The sequence below is a fragment of the Vibrio sp. SCSIO 43153 genome (assembly GCF_023716625.1).
In the GTDB taxonomy this organism is placed as follows: domain Bacteria; phylum Pseudomonadota; class Gammaproteobacteria; order Enterobacterales; family Vibrionaceae; genus Vibrio; species Vibrio rotiferianus.
This window is the reverse complement of record NZ_CP071855.1, coordinates 819,485-838,449: the sequence shown is the minus strand read 5'-3', so window position 1 is coordinate 838,449 and position 18,965 is coordinate 819,485. Positions and strand designations below refer to the sequence as shown.

Genomic DNA, 18,965 nt, shown 5'->3' with positions numbered 1-18,965 from the left:
CCAATTTACAAAAATAATCTATTAACCCTTTGAAGTTCGTGGTTTATTGTTGACGCGGCTTAACCTATAATGGTAGGAATATTGAATTCTGTTAAATCGCTGCAGATGATCCAACGGGAAAGTATATGTCAGACAACAATCAGGCGCTAAAGGATGCGGGTCTTAAAGTAACGCTTCCTAGGCTAAAAATTTTAGAAGTACTACAACAGCCAGACTGCCAACACATCAGCGCTGAAGATTTGTACAAGAAGCTTATCGATTTAGGTGAAGAAATTGGTCTTGCGACTGTTTATCGAGTTCTAAACCAGTTTGATGATGCGGGTATCGTAACTCGCCACCATTTTGAAGGCGGCAAGTCGGTATTCGAACTTTCAACTCAGCACCATCACGACCACCTAGTGTGTCTTGATTGTGGTGAGGTTATTGAATTCTCAGATGACATTATCGAGCAACGCCAGAAAGAGATTGCAGCTCAATACAACGTACAGCTGACTAACCACAGCTTATACCTTTACGGTAAGTGCAGTGATGGCTCTTGCAAAGACAACCCTGACGCACATAAACCATCAAAATAAATAGTTGTTGATGTTTATGTAATTTATGGTTAAAACGCTAGCGTAAAGCTGGCGTTTTTTGTTTTGGAGGTAGCCATGAATTCTCAGCAGAATGGTTTTACACTGCTTGAGCTTGTAATCGCGATCTTTGTGCTTGGTATTCTTGCTGTCGTAGCAGCGCCAAGATTTCTCAACATTCAAGACGATGCATATCTAGCTAAAATCGAAGATATCGCCACAAACCTCCAAACCGGGGTAAAGTTCACCCAGAGTCAGTGGCTCGCCAATGGTGCTACACCTGAAGCTCAGGTCAATTTACAAGGATATGGTGGTGGAAGCCTGGATGTAAATGAATTTGGCTATCCGCTAGGAACCAACAAAGGTAACAGTAACGGTAAGATTGGTAGTCCTTTTAACATTGGCAAGAACAACCCAGGCTGTATCGCCGTATGGGAAGCGTTATTGGGGGCTGAATATCGTTTATCTAACTCCAATAACCAGCATGATGCTGTCGACTTCATTACAAAAAGAGTAAAAGACAGCTCTGGTCACTGGTCTGTATGTTATTACATATATACAGTAAAGGGATATGATGATGATCCTGACAGCGCTCAGTTTGTGATTTGGTATGACTCTAAACAAGGTACCGCTTCCACAACAAAACCAGGACGTCTCTAACACTAACGTACAAACAAAAAATGCCAGCAATTGCTGGCATTTTTGTTGGCGATAAATTGAGATTATTGGTTCTCGATTTTCGCCCAAGTATCACGTAAACCAACCGTACGGTTGAATACTAGATTATCTGCTGAAGAGTCTTTCGAATCTGCACAGAAGTAACCCATACGCTCAAATTGGTAACCTTTTTCAGCTTCTGATGATGCTAAACTTGGCTCAACAAAACCGTTTAGAATCACTAGTGATTCTGGGTTGATTGTCGCAGCAAAGTCATCCGCAGCAGCTGGGTTTGGTACTGTGAACAAACGATCGTACAGACGAATTTCTGCAGGCAGCGCTTTGTCCGCTGAAACCCAGTGAATTACACCTTTCACTTTACGTCCATCTGCTGGGTTCTTACCTAGTGTATCAGCATCGTAAGTACAGAAGATTGTTGTGATGTTGCCTTCTGCGTCTTTCTCGATGCGTTCAGCCTTGATCACGTATGCGCCACGTAGACGTACTTCTTTACCTAGAACAAGACGCTTGTACTTCTTGTTTGCTTCTTCACGGAAGTCTTCGCGCTCGATCCAAACTTCACGAGTGAATGGCACTTCACGCTCACCCATTTCAGGTTTGTTTGGATGGTTAGCTACCGTTAGAGTTTCAACCGCGCCTTCTTCAAAGTTCTCGATAACGATCTTAACTGGATCTAGAACGGCCATCGCACGTGGTGCATTTTCGTTTAGATCATCACGAATACAAGATTCTAGTGAACCGAACTCAATCATGTTCTCTTGCTTCGTTACGCCGATACGCTTACAGAACTCACGAATAGATGCAGATGTGAAACCACGACGACGCAGACCTGATACGGTTGGCATACGTGGGTCATCCCAACCATCAACCAATTTCTCAGTTACTAGTTGGTTTAGCTTACGCTTAGACATCACTGTGTATTCAAGGTTTAGGCGGCTGAACTCGTACTGGTGAGGACGACATTCAATTGTGATGTTATCTAGTACCCAGTCGTACAGACGACGGTTATCCATGAACTCTAGCGTACAGATAGAATGCGTAATGCCTTCTAGCGCATCAGAGATACAGTGTGTGAAGTCGTACATTGGGTAAATGCACCACTTATCACCAGTCTGGTGGTGAGTCGCGAAACGTACACGGTAGATCACTGGATCACGCATAACCATGAATGAAGAACCCATGTCGATCTTCGCACGAAGACACGCTTTACCTTCTTCGAACTCACCCGCACGCATTTTTTCAAATAGCGCTAGGTTTTCTTCTACCGGACGATCACGGTATGGGCTTGGTTTACCCGGAGCCGTTAGCGTACCGCGGTATTCACGAATCTGCTCAGGACTTAGCTCATCAACGTACGCTAAGCCTTTATTAATCAATTCAATTGCATATTCGTAAAGCTTGTCGAAGTAGTTTGATGAGTAACATACTTCACCATCCCACTCAAAGCCCAACCAGTTTACATCTTTCTTGATAGACTCAACGTATTCGATGTCTTCTTTTTCAGGGTTTGTATCGTCGAAACGTAGGTTACATTGACCCTGGTAGTCCTGAGCAATACCGAAGTTCAAACAGATAGACTTAGCATGACCGATATGCAGGTAACCATTTGGTTCCGGCGGAAATCGAGTATGCACGCTAGTGTGTTTACCATCCGCTAGATCTTTATCAATGATCTGGCGAATAAAGTTTGATGGACGAGCATCAGCTTCACTCATCTATAGCACCTCAAAATAATAGTATTGTCAGAGAAAACGAGACTCTGTTAACCGCTATGGTTTTACAGAGTGCATTGCTCCTAATGATCCACAATTATTAGTAATTAGACAACAAGATCTCGCTTTAAATAGCCATTATTTATCGTGTTAGCTTGATTGCTCAGCAGTTCATCGTCTTAAAAACGAAAAAAGGCCTCCCGAAGGAGGCCCAATCATAGAGAGTCAGTTTGATGTAACTAAGGAAGTTTTACATCTGATAGGTCTTCACCTGCACCGATTGCTTTCATTTCACCAGCAACGATTTCAGCAAGAGGACCAAGGATAACTTGAAGGTTGTTTTCGCCTAGCTTAACGACACCTTTCGCACCTAGTTTCTTAAGTACAGCTTCGTCTGCTACTGAGCGGTCTTTAAGAGTAAGACGTAGACGAGTGATACATGCGTCGATTGAAGTTAGGTTGTCATGACCACCTAGCGCTTTCAGGTATTGACGAGCTAGGTCACCTTTCTTCGCATCACCAGCTGGAGCAGCAGATGTATCTTCGTCATCGTCTTCACGACCTGGAGATTTCAGGTTGAATGCGCGGATTGCGAAGCTAAATGTGAAGAAGTATAGAGCACCGAAGCCTAGACCGATTGCGAACAATAGTAGAGGTTTAGTTGCTAGGCCGTAGTTCAATACGAAGTCGATAAGACCAGCAGAGAAGCCGAAGCCGTGCAGTGTACCAAACATGTTAGCAACTACTAGAGATAGACCAGTAAATACTGCGTGCATTGCGTATAGAGCTGGAGCTAGGAATACGAACATGAACTCTAGTGGCTCAGTGATACCTGTTAGGAATGAACAGAATGCTACTGAGAATAGTGCACCACCAACTTGGCTACGTTTTTCAGCAGGTGCTGCAAGGTACATAGCTAGAGCTGCACCAGGTAGACCGAACATCATTACTGGGAAGAAACCGTTCATGAATACACCAGCGCTCTTATCGCCGCCGAAGAAACGGTGTAGGTCACCAGATTTAACAGTTTCTGTTACTTCTTTAACTGTTGCAGTGATTTCTGGAGTTACAGAGTTAGCAAATTCGAATGTGTGAGTTTGACCAACAACAAGAGTCTTAGCTAGAGCTGGGTCAACACAAAGCTGTTGTAGAGCAGGAAGAGCTTGACCAGCAGCCGTTGCGCCAGAAACTAGAACTTCTTGACACGTACCCATACCGAACCAGAAGTACGAGTTTAGTACGTGATGTAGACCTACAGGGATAAGTGCACGGTTAAGAGTACCGTATACGAACTGACCGATAGCACCAGAAGTAGAAACTGCGTGAGCTAGCGCGTCAAGACCGCCTTGGATTGTTGGCCATACAACACCAGCAACAGCACCAGCTACTAGCGAGAATAGACCTGCCATGATTGGTACTAGACGTTTGCCAGAGAAGAATGCCAACCACTCAGGAAGACGTGTAGCATGGAAAGCGTTGTAAGAGTGACCAGCGATAATACCAGCGATGATACCGCCGAAGAATGACATGTTAACGTCAGCGTTGATTGTGGTCGCTGTTGCTGTAATTACGAAGTAAGCAACTGCACCAGCTAGACCTGCAGCACCTTGACCGTCTTTAGAAAGACCAATCGCAATACCTAGACCAAATAGAAGTGGAAGCTGACCGAAGATCGCGCCACCAGCTTGAGCCATAAATGGAATGTCTAATAGGTCACCTTGACCTAAGCGTAGTAAAAGCGCCGCAACTGGAAGCGTTGCGATAGGAAGCATAAGAGCTTTACCTAACTTTTGCGCATATCCAAGAATATTCACCTTAAGTTCCCCCTATAGGATTTTATGTTTTGTCGAAAGACTTATTTCAGTCGTTCAATTTAGTCGTTCTCAGTTTATGATATTAATTTTGCTCCGCAAATTAAAAGCTCATTGTTTGTGATCATAATCACCAGTTTTTGCCTTTCCAAAAGGTTTTTGCTAGCGAGATCATAAAACTTATTTTATTATACGAAAAAATGGCGTTTTAAAGATAAGATTCTCGCACTTTATGCAAGACAGAATCAGTGTTATTTTGGTATCTCAATAGATGATTCATAGTAACTTCGCTCTAAAAAACAATCATAAAAACCAATTACTTTTATGTTTTTCAGTTGGTTACTCTGATAATGACATCGATAAAACGCGACTTGCTGTATTTAACTCGTTATCTAATTCAGTAACACAAAGTAAGTTACCGATTAGGTTCGCATTCATCGCTATTAGATAACGAGGAAGAATTTAAATTCTCACGTATAAGGATTAGCTGACTATGTATGCGCTAAGTAACTGTAAAATCTATACCGGTAGTGATGTTCTTACCGATCATGCGGTCATCATCGACAACGACAAGATTCAATCAGTAGTGCCAGTTACTGAACTGCCAGAAGGTATGGAAATTAGAAACCTAGAAGGTGCCAACCTAAGCCCGGGTTTTATTGACCTTCAGCTAAACGGCTGCGGCGGCGTGATGTTGAATGATGAAATCACTCCAGAAACAATGCAGATTATGCATGAAGCTAACCTCAAGTCTGGTTGTACAAGCTTCTTACCTACTCTTATCACTTCTTCAGACGAAGACATGCGTGCTTCGATTGCTGCGGCCCGCGAGTACCACAATAAATACCAAAACCAATCGCTAGGTTTGCATCTTGAAGGTCCGTACCTAAACGTAGCGAAAAAAGGTATTCACAGCGTTGACTTCATCCGCCCTTCTGACGACGGTATGATTGACCTGATCTGTGCGAATGCTGACATCATCGCAAAAGTAACGCTAGCACCAGAACAAAATGACCCAGAGCACATCTCTCGTTTGAAAGCGGCTGGTATCGTGGTTTCTATTGGTCATACCAACGCGACTTATGCAGAAGCTCGTCAAGGCTTCGACGCAGGTATCACTTTCGCTACGCACCTATTTAACGCAATGACACCAATGGTTGGTCGTGAACCAGGTGTAGTTGGTGCGATTTACGACACTCCTGAAGTTTATGCAGGTATCATTGCTGACGGCTTCCACGTTGATTACGCAAACATTCGAATTGCTCATAAAATCAAAGGTGAAAAGCTTGTTTTGGTGACGGATGCCACAGCTCCAGCAGGTGCTAACATTGATCACTTTATTTTTGTCGGTAAGAAAGTATATTACCGAGATGGTAAGTGTGTTGATGAAAATGGCACACTAGGCGGCTCAGCTCTGACTATGATTGAAGCAGTTCAGAATACAGTTGAGCACGCAGGCATCGCTTTAGACGAAGCTCTACGAATGGCTACGCTGTATCCAGCAACCGCAATTGGTGTTGAAGACAGTCTTGGTCGTATTCGAAAAGGAATGGTAGCTAACCTGACCGTTTTCGATCGTGACTTCAATGTAAAAGCGACGGTTGTTAACGGACAATACGAGCAAAATTAAGCATGAATGGCGGACAGATTGGTAATGTAGATTTAGTAAAACAGCTTAACAGCGCTGCGGTATATAGGCTGATTGACCAACAAGGTCCAATCTCCCGTATTCAGGTCGCGGATGTTAGTCAGCTCGCTCCAGCGAGTGTTACCAAAATAACCCGCCAACTTTTAGAGCGCGGCTTAATCAAAGAAGTCGCGCAACAAGCTTCTACCGGCGGTCGACGAGCTATCTCGCTGACCACTGAAGTAAAACCTTTTCACTCCATCGCTGTTCGATTAGGACGAGACTATGTTCAGTTTTGTCTGTATGACCTCGGTGGCACCGCACTAGCAGAAGACCAACACGAACTTCACTACACCAATCAAGCAGACCTCATTGCAGGTTTGGTCGATTTGTTAAAAGAATTTGTGGATCGCTGCCACGATAAGATCGATCAATTAATTGCTATTGGCATTACGCTTCCTGGCTTGGTAAACCCTACCACCGGCGTAGTTGAGTACATGCCAAACACAGATATTGATAACCTAGCCTTGGGTGAGATCATTCGTGAAAAGTTCAATACCGCATGTTTTGTTGGTAACGACGTGCGTGGTATGGCACTGGCTGAACACTACTTTGGTGCGAGCCAAGATTGCCAAGACTCAATCCTTGTCAGTGTTCACCGTGGTACCGGTGCTGGTATCATTGTGAATGGCCAAGTATTCCTCGGCTTTAACCGCAACGTAGGTGAAATTGGTCACATTCAAATCGACCCGCTTGGCGAACAATGCCAATGTGGCAACTTCGGTTGTTTAGAAACCGTAGCGGCAAACCCAGCTATCGTTCAACGAGTGAAAAAGCTGATTGCACAAGGTTACGAATCTAGCCTTACCCAGCTTGAGCACATCACCATTGAAGATGTATGCACGCATGCAATAAACGGTGACGAATTAGCGAAACAAAGCTTAGTCCGCGTGGGCAACCAGTTAGGAAAAGCCATTGCGATTACTGTTAACTTGTTTAACCCACAGAAAATCGTCATTGCCGGCGATATTACTGAAGCAGAAGAAATTGTTTTCCCTGCAATCCAGCGTAATGTTGAAAACCAGTCACTTAAAACATTCCACAATGAGCTGCCTATTGTCGCATCTCTTATTGATAAACAACCGACAATGGGTGCCTTTGCGATGATCAAACGCGCTATGTTGAACGGAGTTTTGTTACAAAAGTTGCTAGAAGACTAAGTTTATACAACCAATTGAGTTACAATCTCGGGCTGTGGTTTCACAGCCCGTTTTTGTATATCAGGAATATAGCTCAACAGTATGGAAATTATTCTAATTACAACGGCGTTTCTCGCCGGCTTCATCGCTCTAAAATGTAACCTCCCCCCTTTGGTCGGCTTCCTACTTGCAGGTTTTGGCCTTCATGCGTTTGGCTACCAAAGTAATGACGTCATTGTCACGCTCGCAGATCTTGGTGTGACCTTGCTGCTTTTCACCATTGGTTTAAAGCTGGATGTAAAAACGCTGCTTTCTAAAGAAATTTGGGGCGGTGCTACAGCGCACAATATTCTCTCGACTCTTTTCTTTGCGCTGGTTCTCGTTGGGCTGAAGTTGCTTGGGCTTTCATCCCTTGCCACCATGGATCACAGTCAGATCCTATTACTTGCCTTTGCGCTCTCTTTCTCTAGTACCGTATTTGCCGTTAAAACTCTACAAGAAAAAGGTGAGATGAATGCTACTTACGGTACGTTAGCAATTGGTATTCTGGTTATGCAGGATATTTTTGCTGTGGTCTTCCTTACGGCTTCTACAGGCAAGATTCCAGAGTGGTACGCCATAGGTTTATTTGCATTACCGCTCCTTCGACCATTGTTCTACAAGCTGCTCGATAAAGTAGGTCACGGTGAAATGCTGGTTCTGTTCGGCATCTTTTTCGCGTTAGTGGTTGGTGCAGGCTTATTTGAACTGGTTGGTATGAAACCAGATTTAGGGGCTTTGATCTTAGGTATGCTACTGGCTGGTCACCGTAAAGCGTCTGAGCTATCAAAATCGCTCTTTAATATGAAAGAGCTATTCTTAGTCTGTTTCTTCCTTAACATCGGTTTATCTGCGTCATTGAGCTTTACAGGTGTTGGCTTAGCTCTGCTATTTATTCTGCTGCTGCCAATCAAGGGCTTGCTCTACTTCCTGACCATCAACCACTTTAAGTTCCGTGTGCGTACTTCATTGCTGACATCGTTATCACTTTTCAACTACAGTGAATTTGGTCTGATTGTTGGTGGCTTGGCCTATAAGATGGGATGGATGCCTAGCGACATGCTGGCTGCAATTGCTGTTGCGGTGTCTATTTCATTCATCATTTCAGCCCCGCTGAACAGACTTGGCCACCAGATTTACCAACATTCTGGCAAGTGGTTGCAAGAAACTGCAGCAGAAAAACTGAACCAACGCGACCAGCTCATCAATCCCGGCCATGCCCAAGTCTTAATTCTTGGTATGGGTCGAATTGGCACTGGTGCTTACGACGAATTACGCGCTCGCTACGGTAAGATTTCGCTCGGCGTAGAAGTTCGTGAAGACGCCGCTCACAAGCATCGCTCTGAAGGCCGCAATGTCATCTCTGGCGATGCGACTGACCCAGATTTCTGGGAGCGTATTTTAGATACAGCAAACGTCAAACTGGTTCTATTGGCGATGCCGCATCACCAAGGTAACCAAACTGCGCTAGAGCAGCTGCAAAGTCGAAACTATAAAGGGCAAATTGCAGCGATTGCCGAATACCCAGATCAACTTGAAGGCTTGCTAGAGACTGGCGTCGATGCCGCATTCAACATCTATAGCGAAGCTGGTAGTGGTTTTGCACGTCATGTTTGCGATCAACTTCAACCTCAATTTACGCCGATGAAATAAGCATCGAGGTGGATATTTTTACCGAGCCCTCTTTCAATAAGAGGGCTTTTTTGTACATTTCTTAAACCAAACCTTGATCTCATTCATTAAAAATAGATAATTTTTAAATAAAATCTAATCAACAAGCCTTTTTATCATTTTTTTAATCACAAAACGTTGCTTTTTTTACTCAGAATGGCAAATTGAATCCATACCGATTAAAAATTGTTTAGTTTAAAAAGGATGTTGTATGTGTTCAGTATTTGGCATTTTAGACATTAAGAGCGATGCAGCGGCATTGCGCCCTATCGCACTTGAGATGTCGAAAAAGCTTCGTCACCGTGGTCCCGACTGGTCTGGTATTTACTCATCAGAGCGCGCAATCCTAGCGCATGAACGTCTGGCGATCGTTGGTCTAAATAGTGGTGCCCAACCGCTATACAGCCCTGATAAAAAACTCATCCTTGCTGTAAACGGTGAAATCTACAACCACAAAGAGATTCGTGCTCGCTACGAAGGCAAGTACGAATTCCAAACCGATTCAGACTGTGAAGTGATCCTAGCGCTATACCAAGACATGGGCGCTGACCTTCTGGAAGAACTAAACGGCATTTTTGCATTCGTACTTTACGATGAAGAAAAAGACGAGTATTTAGTAGGTCGTGACCACATCGGTATCATTCCGCTTTACCAAGGTTACGATGAGCACGGCAACTACTACGTTGCATCAGAAATGAAAGCACTAGTACCCGTGTGTAAAACCGTGAGTGAGTTCCCTCCAGGTTGTCACTACAGCAGTGCAGATGCGGAGCCTCAGCGTTACTACACCCGCGACTGGAACGAATATGCAGCCGTACAAGGCAACAGCACAAGCAAAGAAGAGCTAACTGAAGCGCTAGAAGCAGCAGTAAAGCGTCAGCTCATGACAGACGTGCCATACGGTGTACTTCTTTCTGGTGGTCTAGATTCTTCTATCACATCAGCAGTTGCAAAACGATTTGCAGCGATGCGTATTGAAGACGATGAGAAATCTGAAGCATGGTGGCCACAACTGCACTCATTCGCAGTTGGCCTGGAAGGTGCACCAGACTTGAAAGCCGCTCGTGAAGTTGCAGACCAGATTGGTACGGTTCACCACGAGATGACATACACCATTCAAGAAGGTTTAGATGCGATTCGTGATGTGATTTACCACATTGAAACCTACGACGTAACAACGATTCGCGCTTCAACACCAATGTTCCTAATGGGTCGCAAGATCAAAGCAATGGGCATCAAGATGGTACTGTCAGGTGAAGGCGCAGATGAAATCTTCGGTGGTTACCTATATTTCCACAAAGCGCCAAACGCGAAGGAATTCCACGAAGAGACAGTACGTAAGTTGCTTGCTCTGAACATGTTTGACTGTGCACGTGCTAACAAATCACTAGCAGCATGGGGCGTAGAAGGCCGTGTACCTTTCCTAGACAAAGAGTTTATTGACGTAGCAATGCGCTTGAACCCAGCAGACAAGATGTGTGGCAACGGCAAGATGGAAAAACACATTCTTCGCGAATGTTTTGAGCACTACCTTCCAGAGTCGATCGCATGGCGTCAAAAAGAACAGTTCTCTGATGGTGTAGGCTACAGCTGGATCGATACGCTCAAAGAAGTTGCAGAACAGAAAGTAACGGATCAACAAATGGAAACGGCGCAATTCCGCTTCCCTTACAACACACCAACGACGAAAGAAGGTTATGTGTACCGCGAGATCTTCGAAGAGTTGTTCCCACTGCCATCTGCTGCAGAGTGTGTTCCTGGTGGTCCGTCAGTAGCGTGTTCTTCGGCTAAAGCGATCGAGTGGGATGAGTCGTTCCAAAACTGTGTCGACCCATCGGGTCGTGCAGTACAGACCGTTCACAACGACGCATACTAATCTTATTGAGCTTTTATTAGGGCTGGCTTCCCCAGCCTTGAATACAGGTAAGACAAACACGATCAAAAAGAGGTGCTTTCGCTCCTCTTTTTCTATTTACTAGGGCCTGCTGATCTTTTGAGCTGATTTTTGCAGCACTTTGTGGGAAATTTCTACAAGGCAGAGGCTTTGAAGTGTAGCTAGCCTACACGAGAAGCCGATAACGCTGTAGAAATGAACCACAAAGGCTGCCCGAAGGGTTCGGTTAGAATCGTTTTATACTTCTTGCCGCGCCTAAAACGATTCTGACTAGGCGTCCCCATCCGAACAAAATTTAACCGCGAAAGATCAACAGACCCTAGCATCACAAGTCGAGATCTTTATTCTCAATACTGACAGGTACGCTTTGCGTAATCATTTTCACCAGCATCATTGAACGCTTCTCGCCATCTTTTTCTTGGAAGATCGCTTCTATACCAGCAAACTGACCACTCTTAATACGAATCATGTCTCCTTGCTTTGGCAAGCAACTGGCTGTTACTTGTTCGATTTGATGTTCCGATTCCCTTAGTTCAGAAATCAATGCTCCATCCACTTCTGTGGGTTGTGAGCCAAAGCGAACAAAGTCAATGACACCTCGAGTTGAACGAACTGCCGTAAATGTTGGTCCTTGCTCATAGTCAAACTTAGCAAAAACATAGGAAGGGAAAAGAGGCTCATTAACAACCTGCCTTTTCCCTCGTAAAATCTTTTCGACTTCTACCGTCGGATAGAAACACTCTACCGATTGGTTCTCTAAGTGCAGTTTCGCTCTAGCCTGCTCACCACGCTTACAATAAATCAAATACCAACGTTTCATTTTTTATATTCGCCTACTGCTTTTTTAATTATCGTAGCATTATCAAGAAAACGAGTCATTCCCGATCAAAATCATATACGTAACACCAAAACACATCCACGAAATCAATAACTTAAAACAACCCAACGCCGCAAAAGTCTATAACCAAAACTGAAAAGTAAGTTTGTAATACAAACATTACACCGACAAAAACACTGGATTTATGCTCAAAAACAGCAACTTAACAAAGGATTACTATCGAAACATGAAATTTTATTATTTGTCATCACACAAATTGCAATGTATACGTAGATTTCGTTAAAAAATGTAATAACTACTATTAGAAGAGCTTATGTCAAACCAACATCAATACTTTGGTCACCCACGTGGCTTGTTCTTATTGTTCGGAACTGAACTATGGGAACGCTTTTCTTACTACGCAATGCGCGCCATTCTAGTACTTTACCTGACTGACACAACCATGAACGGTGGTCTTGGCTGGTCGACTAAAGATGCTCTAGATCTTTACGGCATCTATACTGGACTTGTCTACATCACTCCTCTTATCGGTGGCTACCTTGCGGATAACTACTTAGGTCAACGCCGCTCAATTCTGATTGGTGGTGCGTTAATGGCTGTTGGTCAATTCACGCTAGCGATGCCTGCAGATGCTCTAGGTCTTGGTTCTCTTCACACTTTCTACCTAGGTCTTGGACTTCTTATTGCTGGTAACGGCCTGTTTAAGCCAAACATCTCAACGATGGTAGGTGACCTATATCAAGAAGGTGATAACCGTCGTGATGGTGCTTTCACTATTTTCTACATGGGTATCAACATCGGTGCATTGCTTGCTGGCGTTGTATCAGGCTCAGTAACTAACGAATTTGGTTGGAAAGCAGGTTTTGTTGCCGCTGGTATTGGTATGCTTGTCAGCCTTGTTATGCAAATGACATTCGCTCAGTCTTGGCTTGGTGATATCGGCCGTGAACCAGCAGCAAAACGCGATCTAGCAAACAAGAATTCAGAGAAAAAAGAGCCACTAACGAAAGAAGAAGTGGATCGAATCAAAGTTATCCTAGTGATGAGTTTGTTTACTATCGTTTTCTGGGCTGGCTTTGAGCAAGCTGGTGGTCTAATGAACATCTACACGCAGCAATACACGGATCGCATGATCGGTGGCTTTGAAGTTCCAGCAGCGTGGTTCCAATCACTAAACCCATTCTTCATTATCACCCTTGCTCCTGTATTAGCAGTACTTTGGGTAAAACTAGGCAAACGTGAACCAAACTCACCAATGAAATTTGCCTTAGCTATGTTCTTCCTAGCTCTTGGCTTCCTATGCATGGTTGGTGCAGTTATGGAACAAGGCGGTGACACTGCTGTTAAAACATCAATGCTATGGCTAGTGGGCGCATTCTTCTTCCATACCCTTGGTGAACTGTGTCTATCTCCTATCGGTCTATCTCTAGTAACGAAACTAGCTCCGCTACGCCTTGCTTCGCTTATGATGGGTGCATGGTTTGGTTGTAACGCGATTGCAAACTACGTTGCAGGTTACGTAGGCTCTCACGTGGGTGAACTTGGTGCGCTAGCTATCTTCAGCGGCATCGCAGTTACTGCAACAATTTCAGGCGTGATTCTACTGTTGTTCTCTAACACGCTAGTTCGTTGGATGCACGGTGCTGAAAACACGCACAGCACAGCAGAACAAATTGAAGAGCAACAAACTCAAGTTGCTTAATATAAAGTACAAATAAAAACAAAGGGTCGCAATCGCGACCCTTTTTGTTTTCTGACACTCAAACAACGTTGGTGATAGATTTGGATTAAGCTTTACAGCTTAGAACGAACAAGCTCAGTCATCATTTCGATGTGGTCATCGTTGTCGTTCAAACAAGGGATATAGCTAAAGCTCTCGCCACCAGCCTCTAGATAGATTTCACGACACTCTTCAGAGATCTCTTCAAGCGTTTCTAAACAGTCTGCCGAGAAAGCTGGAGTTATAATGTTCAGCTTCTTCTTACCTTGGCCAGGTAGCACTTCTAGGGTCTTATCCGTGTATGGCTGTAGCCACTCTTCGCGACCGAAGCGAGACTGATACGTCATGCCGATCTGCTCTTCATTCAAGCCTAGCGCTTCACCAAGCAAACGTGTCGTCTCTTCACAATGCTTAGGGTAAATATCACCATTATCTGCGTATCGTTTAGGAATACCATGGTAAGAACACAGCAAGTAATCACCTTGGCCATGCTCTGCCCAATGGTCACGCACCGATTGCGCCAATGCAGCGATGTATTGGGGATGGTTGTGGTAATCACGGATAAAGCTAAACTCTGGCATTACAGGCATTTTTTTGAACGCCTTCGTCATACCATCAGAGACGGCGGCCGTCGTTGTGCCTGAGTATTGCGGGTAAAGAGGCAATACAATCACTTCCTCTACCCCCTGAGCCTGCAGCGCTTCAAAGCCTGATTGTAAGCTTGGGTTACCATAAGTCATACCCAACTCAACTGGCATATCGAGGGCAACAGCTAACTTCTGAGCTTGTCGTTTTGAGTACACCATTAAAGGCGAGCCCTCTTCCATCCAGACGGACTGGTACAGCTTGGCAACTTTCGGTGAGCGAATTGGCAAGATGACACCGTGAAGAATTGGACACCAAAGCCAACGCGTCATATCAACGACACGATGATCATGAAGAAACTGACTTAAAAAGCGTTTTACAGCTGGTGCAGTTGGCTCATCAGGCGTACCCAAGTTAACCAATAACACGCCCTGTTTATTATTGTTGTTTTTCATAACATCCTATTCATGGTGATCGGCTTGCTTTGTACGGTGGAACGAACCAGATGGTTCATCGTACTTACAGGCAAAAATAAAAAAGCGACCCAAAGGTCGCTTTTAAATATATCAAAATATTAAATTTTGCCGTTAGCAAATTATGCTAGTGCTTTCTCAATATCTGCGCTTACTTCTGCAACTTGCTTAGTACCATCGAATTTAAGGTACTTAGTGTTACCAGCTTCAGCTTCTTTACCGTAGTAGTTGATAAGTGGCGCTGTTTGCTCGTGGTAAACACCTAGACGTGCACGTACTGTTTCTTCTTTGTCGTCATCACGAACAACTAGGTCTTCACCCGTTACGTCGTCTTTACCTTCCACTTTTGGTGGGTTGTAAACAACATGGTAAGTACGACCTGAAGGAAGGTGAGCACGACGACCAGCCATACGCTCAACAATCACGTCATCCGCTACATCAAATTCAATAACGTAGTCTACGTCAACGCCCATTTCTTTTAGGCCGTCAGCTTGAGGGATAGTGCGAGGGAAACCATCTAGTAGGAAACCTTTTTCGCAATCGTCTTGAGCAATACGCTCTTTGATTAGACCAAGGATGATTTCATCAGAAACTAGCTGACCAGCGTCGATAACAGCTTTAGCTTGTTTACCAAGCTCTGTACCTGCTTTGATAGCAGCACGAAGCATATCACCAGTAGAGATTTGTGGAATACCGTATTTATCCATGATGAAGTTTGCTTGTGTGCCTTTACCTGCACCTGGAGCACCTAGAAGAATGATGCGCATGATTTATCCTCTTTAATATTTAAGATTTATACCGAAGCTCACAATAGCTGGGCTTCCAGGAATCAATCCTGCGAAGCACTGGCAACGATAAGTTTCGGTATAACGTTTAGGCGAGCCAAAATACACGCCTTATTACTCACATTCAAGTGTTGCGATTCTAACACAGGTTAACGATGCAATGAGCAGGTTAAGACTAAAGAATGTTAGCAATGCCTGCTTTCTTGTCTTATTGATTACTAACTCAACACTTAAAGTGTGAATCTATGCGGTAGCAAACAAAAAGCCCGCATTTTGCGAGCTTTTTGCTGATATTTGACTATTAAACCTTAGTCAAAAGCTTGTTGATGGCACCGACAAATTGCGTTGGATCTTCCATCGAACCTCGCTCTGCCAGCATTGCTTGGCCTAGTAACACTTCTACCCAACGTCCGAATGCTTCTTCATCTGCTTCGTCCGCCATACGCTTCACTAGCTCATGCTCTGGGTTAATTTCGAAGATGTACTTAACTTCAGGTACCGCTTGACCGGCGGCTTCGAGAAGCTTCGCCATCTGCGTGCCCATTTCGAAATCATCCGTCACGACAACCGCTGGCGTAGTAGCAAGTTTGAAAGTCGTACGAACTTCTTTCACTCGGTCGCCTAGGTAAGACTGGGTGCGCTCAACAACAGACTTAAACTCTTCTTCAGTTTCTTTCTGCTTTTCTTTTTCCGCTTCGTCTTCAAACTTACTTAGGTCTAAGCCTGCTTTAGTAATCGACTGGAACTGCTTACCATCAAACTCAGTCAGGTAGTTCATCAGCCACTCATCAATGCGGTCAAACATCAAAATAACTTCGATGCCTTTCGCTTTGAACTGCTCTAGGTGCGGGCTGTTCTTCGCGGCTGCGTAGCTGTCTGCCGTTAGATAGTAAATCTTATCTTGGCCTTCTTTCATGCGTTCAATGTAAGAAGCAAGTCCGACAGTTTGCTCAGCAGAATCCACTTCAGTAGAAGCAAAGCGCAATAGACCGGCAACTTTCTCTTTGTTTGCCATGTCTTCTGCAACGCCTTCCTTCATCACAAGGCCGAACTCTTTCCAGAATGATTGGTATTTAGCTTCATCATTCTTCGCCATGCGCTCTAGCATAGTAAGCACACGCTTAGTACAAGCATTACGTAGCGATTGAGTAACTTTATTGTCTTGTAGGATTTCACGCGATACGTTCAAAGGCAGATCGTTGGAATCAATCAAACCACGAATAAAGCGCAAGTAAGAAGGCATAAATTGCTCTGCATCATCCATGATGAACACACGCTGCACGTACAGCTTCAGACCCGATTTATGGTCACGATTCATCATATCCCATGGTGCTTTTGCCGGGATGTAAAGCAGGCTGGTGTAGTCGTTCTTACCTTCTACACGGTTGTGGCTCCAAGCAAGAGGATCAGCAAAGTCATGAGAAACGTGCTTGTAGAACTCTTGGTACTCTTCTTCAGAGATATCTGATTTATTGCGAGTCCAAAGCGCTTGAGCTTTGTTGATTTGCTCCCACTTCTTCTCACCAGTTTCTTTACCTTCGTCATCACGAACCGCAGTTTGGATAGAAACAGGGATACCGATATGATCAGAGTATTTGCTGATCACATCACGCAGACGCCATTCGTTTAGGAATTCTTTACCTTCTTCACGCATGTGTAGCACGATATCCGTACCACGAGTGTCTTTGGTGATAGTCTCGATGGTGTAATCACCTTCACCTGCAGAATGCCATTGAACCGCTTCGTCAACCGCTAGGCCCGCAGCACGAGTGCGAACAGTTACCGCATCAGCAACGATGAACGCCGAGTAGAAACCAACACCAAATTGACCAATTAGCTGAGAGTCTTTACTCTGCTCATCAGATAATTTTGAGAAAAATTCTGCCGTCCCTGATTTTGCGATCGTACCTAAGTGTTCAATCACATCATCACGGCTCATACCGATGCCGTTATCAGAGATGGTTAATGTGTTCGCGCTTTCATCAAACGCAAGCTTGACACCAAGGTCTGCATTGCCCTCAAACAAGTCTGGGTTAGATAGCGCTTGAAAACGCAGTTTATCCGATGCATCAGACGCATTTGAGATCAATTCGCGCAGGAAAATCTCTTTATTCGAATAAAGAGAATGAATCATAAGGTGAAGTAGCTGTTTTACTTCAGATTGAAAGCCACGAGTTTCTTTGTTTTGAGATACGGTCTCGCTCATGTTTGCTCCATATATCTAAATTAACGGCCATAACTGGCGTAGCCTGAGAGGCATTTAATCATTCAATGCCAACGTGAGATGCTATTTAACATGTGGCTGACAAATGTAAATTCAAGGTCAATATTGGTAAAAACGGTGTTTTTTTAGAAAAATTTGTTTATCCTTGATGCATAAAACCTTCTAAAATTCACTATTTTGATCTTGTTATTGCAGAATAAATGCGATGCAAATCACCACTATTACAAAATCATCCATCTAAGAAGAACTAAATGACTAACATCGGCACCAAATTCCTACTTGCTCAAAGGTTTATCTTTGACCCAAATAGCAATTCTCTCGCTGACCAACAAAGTGGCAATGAAGTTGTTCGCTTAGGAAGCAATGAAAGTCGAATTCTGCTTATGCTTTCAGAGAGACCAAATGAAGTATTAACCCGCCATGAGCTCCATGAGTTTGTTTGGCGAGATCAAGGCTTTGAGGTGGATGACTCAAGCCTAACTCAAGCGATTTCTACATTGCGCAAAATGTTGAAGGACTCAACAAAATCCCCCGAGTTTGTAAAAACGGTACCTAAACGCGGCTATCAGTTGATTTGTAGTGTCGAAAGAATGAGCACTCCAACCTCAGAGCCAAATGCCGAGCTTGAAGATATCGACGCTGAAGAAAGCACTTTTGAAAGTGTTACCGAAGAGATTCAAGCGCAACCGCAGGCTGAAGACTCTGTATCAACAGATCCAAGCTCAGTAAGCGACAACGCAACACCACTTTCAGCGGCAAAAGTAAGTTCAAAAAACAACTGGTTCACGCGTGCCATTTTATTCGTTGCTGTACTGCTGCCAATCATCGTCTTTACCCTCACTAAACCAGCTGAATCTCAATTTCGCCAAATTGCAGAGTTTAGCGGTGTACCCGTTATGACTCCGGCAAACCACCCTCAATTGATGCAGTGGATGCCTTCCATCGAGCAATGTGTTGCTCGATACGTAGAAAATCATACAAACGATGTAATGCCAGTGAAAGTTATCGCTACTGGAGGTCAAGGTAATAAGCTTGTATTGAACTACATTCACGATACGGACCATTCATATGAAAATGTGACATTGCGTATTTTTGCTGGTCAAAACGACCCAACTGACATCTGCAAATAATAGGAGG

The 18,965-nt window shown here is 44.1% G+C and carries 14 protein-coding genes; 8 read left to right on the top strand and 6 right to left on the bottom strand.

What is annotated here, in order from left to right; all coding sequences use genetic code 11:
- The first annotated feature begins 125 nt into the window (after window positions 1–125).
- Complete coding sequence (fcrX, locus tag J4N37_RS03930; RefSeq protein ID WP_010446797.1) at window positions 126–575, top strand: ferric iron uptake transcriptional regulator FcrX; 450 nt, start codon at window positions 126–128, stop codon at window positions 573–575.
- 75 nt (window positions 576–650) lie between these two features.
- Complete coding sequence (locus tag J4N37_RS03925; RefSeq protein ID WP_252041696.1) at window positions 651–1,232, top strand: type II secretion system protein; 582 nt, start codon at window positions 651–653, stop codon at window positions 1,230–1,232.
- A gap of 62 nt (window positions 1,233–1,294) precedes the next feature.
- On the opposite strand, the gene glnS is transcribed toward J4N37_RS03925, so the two are convergent.
- A complete protein-coding gene (gene glnS, locus J4N37_RS03920) occupies window positions 1,295–2,965 on the bottom strand; it encodes a glutamine--tRNA ligase (RefSeq protein ID WP_038885293.1) in 1,671 nt (556 codons plus the stop codon).
- A gap of 236 nt (window positions 2,966–3,201) precedes the next feature.
- On the bottom strand, window positions 3,202–4,776 hold the full coding sequence (gene nagE / locus J4N37_RS03915) for an N-acetylglucosamine-specific PTS transporter subunit IIBC (protein WP_252041695.1): 1,575 nt from the start codon (window positions 4,774–4,776) through the stop codon (window positions 3,202–3,204).
- Window positions 4,777–5,266: 490 nt separating this feature from the next.
- Here nagE and nagA point away from each other — a divergent pair, with 490 nt between their 5' ends.
- From nagA to asnB, 4 genes are all read left to right on the top strand, one after another.
- A complete protein-coding gene (gene nagA / locus J4N37_RS03910) occupies window positions 5,267–6,403 on the top strand; it encodes an N-acetylglucosamine-6-phosphate deacetylase (RefSeq protein ID WP_038885294.1) in 1,137 nt (378 codons plus the stop codon).
- Between the two features lie 2 nt (window positions 6,404–6,405).
- On the top strand, window positions 6,406–7,620 hold the full coding sequence (gene nagC, locus J4N37_RS03905; RefSeq protein ID WP_010446789.1) for a DNA-binding transcriptional regulator NagC: 1,215 nt from the start codon (window positions 6,406–6,408) through the stop codon (window positions 7,618–7,620).
- Window positions 7,621–7,701: 81 nt separating this feature from the next.
- Window positions 7,702–9,291 carry a cation:proton antiporter domain-containing protein gene (locus J4N37_RS03900; protein WP_138956011.1) on the top strand — a complete coding sequence of 530 codons (1,590 nt, stop codon included), beginning with the start codon at window positions 7,702–7,704 and terminating at the stop codon, window positions 9,289–9,291.
- A 229-nt stretch (window positions 9,292–9,520) separates the two neighbouring features.
- Window positions 9,521–11,185, top strand: coding sequence for an asparagine synthase B (asnB, locus tag J4N37_RS03895; RefSeq protein WP_010446787.1), 1,665 nt, complete (start codon window positions 9,521–9,523; stop codon window positions 11,183–11,185).
- Between the two features lie 343 nt (window positions 11,186–11,528).
- Here asnB and rfaH read toward each other — a convergent pair whose 3' ends face one another.
- The gene (gene rfaH / locus J4N37_RS03890) at window positions 11,529–12,023 is read right to left on the bottom strand and encodes a transcription/translation regulatory transformer protein RfaH (RefSeq protein ID WP_010446786.1); all 495 of its coding nucleotides are present in this window, start codon (window positions 12,021–12,023) and stop codon (window positions 11,529–11,531) included.
- A gap of 331 nt (window positions 12,024–12,354) precedes the next feature.
- Between rfaH and J4N37_RS03885 the strand changes: the two genes are divergently transcribed.
- Window positions 12,355–13,743, top strand: coding sequence for a peptide MFS transporter (locus tag J4N37_RS03885; RefSeq protein ID WP_010446785.1), 1,389 nt, complete (start codon window positions 12,355–12,357; stop codon window positions 13,741–13,743).
- A 92-nt stretch (window positions 13,744–13,835) separates the two neighbouring features.
- On the opposite strand, the gene hemH is transcribed toward J4N37_RS03885, so the two are convergent.
- From hemH to htpG, 3 genes are all read right to left on the bottom strand, one after another.
- Window positions 13,836–14,801, bottom strand: coding sequence for a ferrochelatase (hemH, locus tag J4N37_RS03880; protein ID WP_252041694.1), 966 nt, complete (start codon window positions 14,799–14,801; stop codon window positions 13,836–13,838).
- A 140-nt stretch (window positions 14,802–14,941) separates the two neighbouring features.
- The gene (gene adk, locus J4N37_RS03875; protein ID WP_005425498.1) at window positions 14,942–15,586 is read right to left on the bottom strand and encodes an adenylate kinase; all 645 of its coding nucleotides are present in this window, start codon (window positions 15,584–15,586) and stop codon (window positions 14,942–14,944) included.
- Between the two features lie 319 nt (window positions 15,587–15,905).
- Window positions 15,906–17,810: a molecular chaperone HtpG gene (htpG, locus tag J4N37_RS03870; RefSeq protein WP_252041693.1), complete on the bottom strand. Its 1,905-nt coding sequence runs from the start codon at window positions 17,808–17,810 to the stop codon at window positions 15,906–15,908.
- A 269-nt stretch (window positions 17,811–18,079) separates the two neighbouring features.
- Between htpG and J4N37_RS03865 the strand changes: the two genes are divergently transcribed.
- Complete coding sequence (locus J4N37_RS03865) at window positions 18,080–18,958, top strand: transcriptional regulator (protein WP_071235567.1); 879 nt, start codon at window positions 18,080–18,082, stop codon at window positions 18,956–18,958.
- The last annotated feature ends 7 nt before the right edge of the window (window positions 18,959–18,965 follow it).

Excerpts from the sequence above, each read along its gene's own strand:
- fcrX (WP_010446797.1), top strand. The coding sequence starts at position 126 with ATGTCAGACAACAATCAGGCGCTAAAGGATGCGGGTCTTAAAGTAACG.
- nagA (WP_038885294.1), top strand. The coding sequence starts at position 5,267 with ATGTATGCGCTAAGTAACTGTAAAATCTATACCGGTAGTGATGTTCTT.
- J4N37_RS03900 (WP_138956011.1), top strand. The coding sequence starts at position 7,702 with ATGGAAATTATTCTAATTACAACGGCGTTTCTCGCCGGCTTCATCGCT.
- J4N37_RS03925 (WP_252041696.1), top strand. The coding sequence starts at position 651 with ATGAATTCTCAGCAGAATGGTTTTACACTGCTTGAGCTTGTAATCGCG.
- nagC (WP_010446789.1), top strand. The coding sequence starts at position 6,406 with ATGAATGGCGGACAGATTGGTAATGTAGATTTAGTAAAACAGCTTAAC.
- asnB (WP_010446787.1), top strand. The coding sequence starts at position 9,521 with ATGTGTTCAGTATTTGGCATTTTAGACATTAAGAGCGATGCAGCGGCA.
- J4N37_RS03865 (WP_071235567.1), top strand. The coding sequence starts at position 18,080 with ATGACTAACATCGGCACCAAATTCCTACTTGCTCAAAGGTTTATCTTT.
- htpG (WP_252041693.1), bottom strand. The coding sequence starts at position 17,810 with ATGAGCGAGACCGTATCTCAAAACAAAGAAACTCGTGGCTTTCAATCT.
- adk (WP_005425498.1), bottom strand. The coding sequence starts at position 15,586 with ATGCGCATCATTCTTCTAGGTGCTCCAGGTGCAGGTAAAGGCACACAA.
- glnS (WP_038885293.1), bottom strand. The coding sequence starts at position 2,965 with ATGAGTGAAGCTGATGCTCGTCCATCAAACTTTATTCGCCAGATCATT.
- J4N37_RS03885 (WP_010446785.1), top strand. The coding sequence starts at position 12,355 with ATGTCAAACCAACATCAATACTTTGGTCACCCACGTGGCTTGTTCTTA.
- hemH (WP_252041694.1), bottom strand. The coding sequence starts at position 14,801 with ATGAAAAACAACAATAATAAACAGGGCGTGTTATTGGTTAACTTGGGT.
- rfaH (WP_010446786.1), bottom strand. The coding sequence starts at position 12,023 with ATGAAACGTTGGTATTTGATTTATTGTAAGCGTGGTGAGCAGGCTAGA.